At 39.4% G+C, this 6,255-nt stretch carries 6 protein-coding genes; all 6 read right to left on the bottom strand.

What is annotated here, in order from left to right:
- Positions 1-190 precede the first annotated feature (190 nt).
- Positions 191-754, bottom strand: coding sequence for a hypothetical protein (locus tag PLH43_RS06785; RefSeq protein ID WP_324361415.1), 564 nt, complete (start codon positions 752-754; stop codon positions 191-193).
- 146 nt (positions 755-900) lie between these two features.
- Positions 901-2,235 carry a hypothetical protein gene (locus PLH43_RS06780; protein ID WP_324361413.1) on the bottom strand — a complete coding sequence of 445 codons (1,335 nt, stop codon included), beginning with the start codon at positions 2,233-2,235 and terminating at the stop codon, positions 901-903.
- Between the two features lie 235 nt (positions 2,236-2,470).
- Complete coding sequence (gene rsmA / locus PLH43_RS06775; RefSeq protein WP_324361411.1) at positions 2,471-3,319, bottom strand: 16S rRNA (adenine(1518)-N(6)/adenine(1519)-N(6))-dimethyltransferase RsmA; 849 nt, start codon at positions 3,317-3,319, stop codon at positions 2,471-2,473.
- A gap of 111 nt (positions 3,320-3,430) precedes the next feature.
- Positions 3,431-4,489: a ubiquitin-like domain-containing protein gene (locus PLH43_RS06770; protein WP_324361409.1), complete on the bottom strand. Its 1,059-nt coding sequence runs from the start codon at positions 4,487-4,489 to the stop codon at positions 3,431-3,433.
- Between the two features lie 328 nt (positions 4,490-4,817).
- Positions 4,818-5,366: a hypothetical protein gene (locus tag PLH43_RS06765; RefSeq protein WP_324361407.1), complete on the bottom strand. Its 549-nt coding sequence runs from the start codon at positions 5,364-5,366 to the stop codon at positions 4,818-4,820.
- A gap of 96 nt (positions 5,367-5,462) precedes the next feature.
- Positions 5,463-6,230 carry a TatD family hydrolase gene (locus PLH43_RS06760; protein ID WP_324361405.1) on the bottom strand — a complete coding sequence of 256 codons (768 nt, stop codon included), beginning with the start codon at positions 6,228-6,230 and terminating at the stop codon, positions 5,463-5,465.
- Between the last annotated feature and the right edge of the window lie 25 nt (positions 6,231-6,255).

The following is a 6,255-nucleotide window of genomic DNA, read 5'->3' as shown; positions in this document are numbered from 1 at the left end:
TATTTTGCTCTATTTGTTTATATTTTCTAGCTTTTTGTGGGACAATCATAAAATTAACATTGACCGTACCTAATTTTTATAGTACCACAAACATAAAATAACTGTGAAACTTACGCGAAAAAAATAAAAAAGCCCATGGCACCGTTAAAAGCCATAGACTAAAAATATTTTATCCTAGAATACGAAAGCTTTATTTTTCTTCGTATTCTTCCGTCTGACATTGATTATCGCTGTTCTCTTCTTTATTCTCTTCGAGACTTTCCACACTGTTTTCTGCAGCACAATCAATTTTTTCATTACATTCCTCACTGCACTCCGTATTGTTTTGTGCTTCATCTTCTCCTTTGGCCTGCTCATTGTTTTCTTCCTTTTGCTCCTGTGAGGCACGCACAACCACTTCCTGCTTTGTGCCGCACTTAGGGCAATATGCCACCTCTTCCGGAAGTTCCTCTTTGCATGACGGGCAAACCTTTATACTTTTGATCCTCAGAATCTGCTGCTTCATTTGCTCGATATTTTTCTTCATATCCGCAACCTTTTCGCAGAGTGCTTTTAAATCCGCAGGAACTTCTTCTCCATTTTCAAAAGAGCGATATACGATTTCCCCCATTTGAGCATACGCTCTTTTAATCTTATCCTCTTCAGTTCCAATATTGAAATTCAATTTGGTAATCTCAACCATGTCGCTGGATTTCCTCGCTGCAAACTTGGCGGTGTCAGTAACTTTCCTTGTAAAATCTTTAATAAATTCCATTATATGCACCTCCCTTGTTTCCCCTAAATAACTCACACTATATATAATATACCATATCATAAAAAAATCCAATAGTTTTTATAAATTTTTTTAATTTATTTATTAATTATTTTAATGTGTCGATTAAAATATCTAATAACATTCTGCTAACTAACGTTTAATATCTCTCCCGTGTCGGGATTTATATAAACAAGCCAATACCCGAATGCCCCGTATTTTGGTATGTTTCCATTAACCTGGGCCCACCTGCACATTTTTCCGAAGGGCTTTTCGTCAACCCAATAAACCCCGGGAACACCGCAGACAATATAACGAAGATTTCTGGTTTTGTCTTCGTAGATACCCACAAGCAAATGCCTGTATTTAAAGTGGGCCATAAGCACCAAGGGATTGAAAAGGATAGGCACATCTATTTTCATTTGGTACAGTATGTTGTTTAAATGAACGGGACTTGCTATCTTCCACCATATGTAATCTTTTCTGCCCGCCATAAACGGATTGCACTTTTCAAAGCATCTGTCAAATTTTTTCACCAATTCTTCAAAACTTATTTTATTGCAAAACTCTCTTTTGGCATCAGATTCATCTTTAATTTGAGCTTTAATTTCATTTTCTTCCCTATTCTCATTTTTATCTTCATCTTCAATCTCATCTTCTCTTTTTTGCTCATCATCCATGCAAACCCCATTATCATTTTTATCATCGGCTCTAATGCCCTCATCCTCTACTTTGTCATTTTCAGGCAGTTCTTCTATCGGCAACTTTGAAACTTCCGCTTCTTCTTTTTGCATATTATCATTAATCCTGCTGTCATCTTCGGCAATGGCACCTATATCGCCCTTTTTGTCCTCTTTCCTGTATATACTTTCAATTACACTTTCATATTTGCTTGTAATGTCCTCATCTTTTTTTATGTCTTCATGGGCCATTAACAGCTGGGTTTCAATTAACACATCTTCTTCCGTTCTTTGAACTTCTTTTGTTCTTGCTGTTTCTTTCGCTTCTTCTCTCTCCTCGTTTTGTTTTCTCTCCCCCTCCCTTTGCTTGTTCAAAAACTTCTTCATTCTCTGTCTCCACTCGATTTTACCGTTTTTATATGCCGCAAGGGGACAGAGAATATTGTCTATGTACTGTTCGTTATTTTCAAGAATAACTGCCGCAATATTGATGTCATCCACACTGAGTCCGATTCCCCCAATATCTGCCGGGCTGAAACTCCAATTCAATTCACCTTTTCCCCTCGCCAATGGAATGACTCCCGGGCAAACTGCCATGAAGCTTGACTCATTCGCTTTTATTAAATACAGCTTATAGACCGAATCATTGCTTTCCTTGAGATTTGACAGTTGACAGGACAGCCTCCCTTTTCCGTCCTTTACTTCTATTTTCACATATCCCGACGGTTCTCTTCCTTCGCCGTTTCTTGAATCCTCTTGGGTAAATATTAAAAATGACCTGTGATATCTAAATCTATTATCCATTTTGTTGCCCCTCCCTCCAAAAGGTTTAGACGAACTCTTCCGCCCATATACAAAACATCTTTTAACCTTTAAAAAATTGTGCACTTTAAAAATGAATTTTTATATTACCGAGTTCATAACTATATATATGATGGTAAATAAAAAAATAAACCGTTTATACTCTTAAAAGATTGAAAGTATTAACGGTTTATTACCATATGTTGAATTTTAGCCTTGTATACTCTTGACCAATATATTAAGAAGATTTGAAAAGCAGATTTGAAAGCTGGGCAAACTGGGAAATTGACAATGTTTCTCCCCTTGCGTTTTCATCAATACCCAGTTGGTTTAATATTTCCTTGATTTCTTCTTTCGTCTTCTCCAAAACTTTAAAATTATGCAACGCATTTACCAAAGTTTTTCTCCTTTGACCAAAAGCGGCTTTTACCACCTTGAAAAAGAAGTCCCTGTTTATAAGCTGCACCGGCGGGGCTTCATTCACATTCAGTTTTACGACAGTAGAATCCACTTCCGGCTGAGGGACAAAGCAGTGGGGAGGCACATCAAAGGCCTTTTCCGGCTTCGTGTAATACTGGACAGCAACCGACAGGGCACCATAGTCCTTTTTTCCCGGAGCGGCAGTCATTCTTTGGGCCACTTCCTTTTGAACCATGAAAACCATAAGGTTTATATCGTTCTCCTCCTCCAAAAGCTTCATAATAATAGGTGTTGTTATGTAGTAGGGAAGATTTGCAACCACTTTGATGCTGCCGTACTGCCCCTTATCGTAAAGTTCATTTATATTTACATCCATTATGTCCTTGTTAACGATATCTACATTTGAAAATTCACAGAGGTTTTCCTGCAATGCAGGTATAAGTCTTTTGTCAATCTCAACGGCAATGACCTTTTTAGCCCTTTTAGCCAATTCTGTCGTCATACTGCCCACCCCAGGGCCAATCTCAATCACCAGGTCATTATCCGATACGTTTGCAACATCAACTATTTTTTTTACTACATTATCATCAGTAAGAAAATTCTGACCCAAGGATTTTGTCAATTTTAAATTATATTTTTGAATAAGTTTTTTAGTGTTTCCTCCCATTGTTTCAACTCCACAAGAAAATTTAAAAGCCGGGACATTTAATCCCGGCCCCATTTTAGTCCCTTAAACATTATAGCATAAACTATTATGCAATATTTTTCAATCTAAAAATCAATCGTGAAGTATATAGACTCTTACGTTTTTTACTCCCCATCGTTTAACCGCCGCTCTATCTTCCATATAGAGGTCGATAATATTACCTTTTACAGCACTTCCGATGTCTGCGGCAACGGCATATCCGTAATCGGGAGTATCCCCTATACCTTCTATGTATAACTTTGTCCCTAAAGGTATAACCTTCGGGTCTACGGCAACAATACCTTTTTTCGCTCTGACTCCGGTATAGGTAATTCCAAACTCCGGATGGTCGGGGGTCTTTCCTGTATCCTCGTAGGATGCGGTATAAGCTGTGGCCCTCATGGTCATTACCTTTTTATACCTGAATTTCTCTCCTCTGGCTGTGGTATAACTGGGGATAGTGCCAATCTCTACAATCCTGGTTTCCGGGCTTGAAACAACGTTATCGCTTAAAAGCAGCTTCCCTGTTTCTTTGCCGTCCTCATAGGAAACCACATATATCTTTTCCCTTACTCCTTCCTTGCCTTCTTTTATTACCTTGAAGTCCCCTTTTTCCATGCTGCTGTTTTCCTTTTTTATCACGTCATAAGGGATAATTTCATTTTGACTTACAAGTTGCTTCTTTATCCTCACAACTTTCAACTTCATGCCCTCAACTATCCGGTCTTCAAGGTCCGCCCCCTCAACCCGGTCCAAATGGCCGAGATTTATCGGGTCATCCTCAAGAGCCTCCCGGACTGTGCTTTTTGAAGTCATAAGTTGAATTTCCTGCCCATCGGCAATTACTGTAACGGGTACTGCACTTTTTATATTTATGACATTATCTTTTTTGCTCTGCAGTTTTGAATCAAGCGGAAGACTAATATAGTCGTTCTCGCCTAAAGTTATGCCGCTTTGCATCAATACTTCTTTTACGGTAGATTTCATAGTTTTTACAGCAATTTGCTTGCCGTCCAAATTTATTACTACTTCCTTCCGACAGCTGTAATATGCCCCCGCTCCCAAAATACCTGCAACTATAACTATAACGGCTGCTACTGTCAACAATTTGGATGAAATATACCTTTTAATATTTTCAAGAAGTTGCGACAATTCCTACACCTCCCATTTGAAATATTAAGGGACTTATGGGTATTTTATTTAAAATGGCTCTCTTTGTCAAATTCATAAACATTATTTGTCATATACCCCTAATTATTACCTGACTTCCCGACCATTATACTTCTTATTCCCTCTTTGCGAAAACAGCTGAAAGGCCTTTCAAGCTTCTTGTCTTTCATCGGCAAAGGATACTAATTTATTTATACATATTTATACAAAAAGCAGGTAAATAATTTACCCGCTTAGATTTTAAGTACCTTATAGCTTTTAATATAACAACACACAATGACAAGTTTTGCCATTACAATCTCCTTTCGGATTAATAATAACCGGGTCTCATCGGATTATACATACCTGGATTGTAAATATTCGGATTATACATGCTCTGTTCGTACATATCGGAACCGCATCCGCACGGGCTATCCATATACTGTGTGGGATATGGACTTCCGCAAGGACCCGGCATATATTGATTGGGAGACACTACTTGCGGCATGGCCTGCTGCATCGGTTGGGGCATAGCTTGCGGCATGGCGTGCTGCATCGGTTGAGGCATAGCTGCATAATCCATGGGCATCATCGGACAATGCATTTGAGTCAGGAAAGGGCAACAAACCACGGGCATCATCTGTGGCATTTGCTGTATATAAGGCATTTGCTGGGCTTGCGGAGCATAAGGAACTTGCTCCATGGGCTGTGTCGGCATCTGCTGCATTGGCCCTATTTGAGGCATCTCGCCCATTGCTTCCGCCTCATCCATTGGCTGGGCCTGCTGAATCATATCCATTCCCGGTACCGTCTGGACTCCAGCAGTTTCTGTTATCTCTGGCGGTATTTCAACAGGTTCTTTTCTATACTTCTTTTCCATAAAAAATTTACCTCCGGTCCAATATTCTTCTTAACTCAATATCATTATATGAACCGGAGGTAAATTGGTGATAAATGTATTATGTCAATTTTTAAATTATTTGATTCTAAAAAGCCTTTTTGCATTATTAGTGGTGATTTCAGCCACTTCTTCAAAGCTCATGCCCCTAATCTCGGCAATTTTCTCCGCCACAAGCCTGACATAGCTTGAATCGTTTCTTTTTCCCCTGTGGGGCTCGGGCGTAAGATACGGACAGTCGGTCTCTATTAAAAGCCTGTCTAACGGTACATGCTCCACCACCTCAACAGCTTTCTTTGCATTTTTAAAGGTGAGCGTCCCTCCTACAGAAATGTAAAAGTTGTTTTCCAACACATCCCTTAGCATTTCAACACTTCCCGAATAACAGTGGAATACTCCTCCGACATCTCTGGCCTGTTCAGCCTTTACTATATCCAAAACGTCCTTGTGGGCATCCCTGTCGTGGATAATTATGGGAAAATTTAATTTCCGTGCGAGGTTTATTTGCTTTGCAAACCAAAGCTTCTGCTGCTCCCTCGGGGAAAAATCGTAATAATAGTCAAGGCCTATCTCTCCGATTGCAACAATTTTATCCTCTTTCGCAAATTCTTCGAGCTTTGCAATGTCTTCGTCAGTCATTTCCGCCGCAGAGTGGGGATGAACCCCCACAGCTCCGTAAACGAAATCAAATTCCTTTGTGAGAGAAATTGTTGCCTTTGAGGAAGCCATGTCGGCAGAAGCATTTAAAATATACATAACACCGCTGTCATAAGCTTTTTTTATTGCTTCAAGCCTGTCTTCATTAAACCTCTTGTTATCGTAATGCGCATGTGAATCGAAAAGCATAAGCATTCTCCGTTTCTTGCAAATC

It is taken from the genome of Acetivibrio sp. (genome assembly GCF_035371925.1).
Taxonomy (GTDB): Bacteria; Bacillota; Clostridia; order Acetivibrionales; family Acetivibrionaceae; genus Hungateiclostridium.
Note: the sequence above shows the minus strand (reverse complement) of the source record. Positions and strands in the feature narration are given on the sequence as shown.

Excerpts from the sequence above, each read along its gene's own strand:
- rsmA (WP_324361411.1), bottom strand. The coding sequence starts at position 3,319 with ATGGGAGGAAACACTAAAAAACTTATTCAAAAATATAATTTAAAATTG.
- PLH43_RS06780 (WP_324361413.1), bottom strand. The coding sequence starts at position 2,235 with ATGGATAATAGATTTAGATATCACAGGTCATTTTTAATATTTACCCAA.
- PLH43_RS06785 (WP_324361415.1), bottom strand. The coding sequence starts at position 754 with ATGGAATTTATTAAAGATTTTACAAGGAAAGTTACTGACACCGCCAAG.
- PLH43_RS06765 (WP_324361407.1), bottom strand. The coding sequence starts at position 5,366 with ATGGAAAAGAAGTATAGAAAAGAACCTGTTGAAATACCGCCAGAGATA.
- PLH43_RS06760 (WP_324361405.1), bottom strand. The coding sequence starts at position 6,230 with ATGCTTTTCGATTCACATGCGCATTACGATAACAAGAGGTTTAATGAA.